The sequence below is a fragment of the Actinotalea ferrariae CF5-4 genome, assembly GCF_000603945.1.
GTDB classification, from domain to species: Bacteria; Actinomycetota; Actinomycetes; order Actinomycetales; family Cellulomonadaceae; genus Actinotalea; species Actinotalea ferrariae.
Map to the genome: position 1 here is coordinate 1 of NZ_AXCW01000195.1, position 440 is coordinate 440.

1 riboswitch is annotated in these 440 nt (G+C 71.6%).

Annotated elements, in window-relative coordinates:
- The first annotated feature begins 174 nt into the window (after positions 1-174).
- Positions 175-298, plus strand: a riboswitch (TPP riboswitch).
- The last annotated feature ends 142 nt before the right edge of the window (positions 299-440 follow it).

Below are 440 nucleotides of genomic sequence, written 5' to 3' on the forward strand. Positions count from 1 at the left end.
TGCGACGACCGGTTGAGTCCGGTCAAGGCGGGGCAGCGGGAGTGGAGGAAGGACATGAAGGGGCGACGGGAGGAAGGGAGCGCACGGGAGAGCCAGAGAGAGCCGACAGGCGACCGGACCTGAGGGGCGACGCGCACGCCGACCGGGCATGTCGGTGGGCGCCGGTACGATCGTCCCGAACGACAGGGGAGCGTCGTCCGGGCCCCCACCGGACGCAGGACGCTGAGAGTGCGGAACTCCGCAGACCCTCGAACCTGATCCGGTTCACACCGGCGTAGGGAGTCGGGATTCTCAGGGCACCACCCGTCGCGCACGGGTCGCCCGTGCCCGACGGACGGGCCCACCCCTCCTGGATCGACGAGGAGGAGACATGGCGAGAAGCCTCGCCCGCAGCACCCGCGCCCCCGGCGCGACCAGCACGGGAACCACCAGCAGCACGG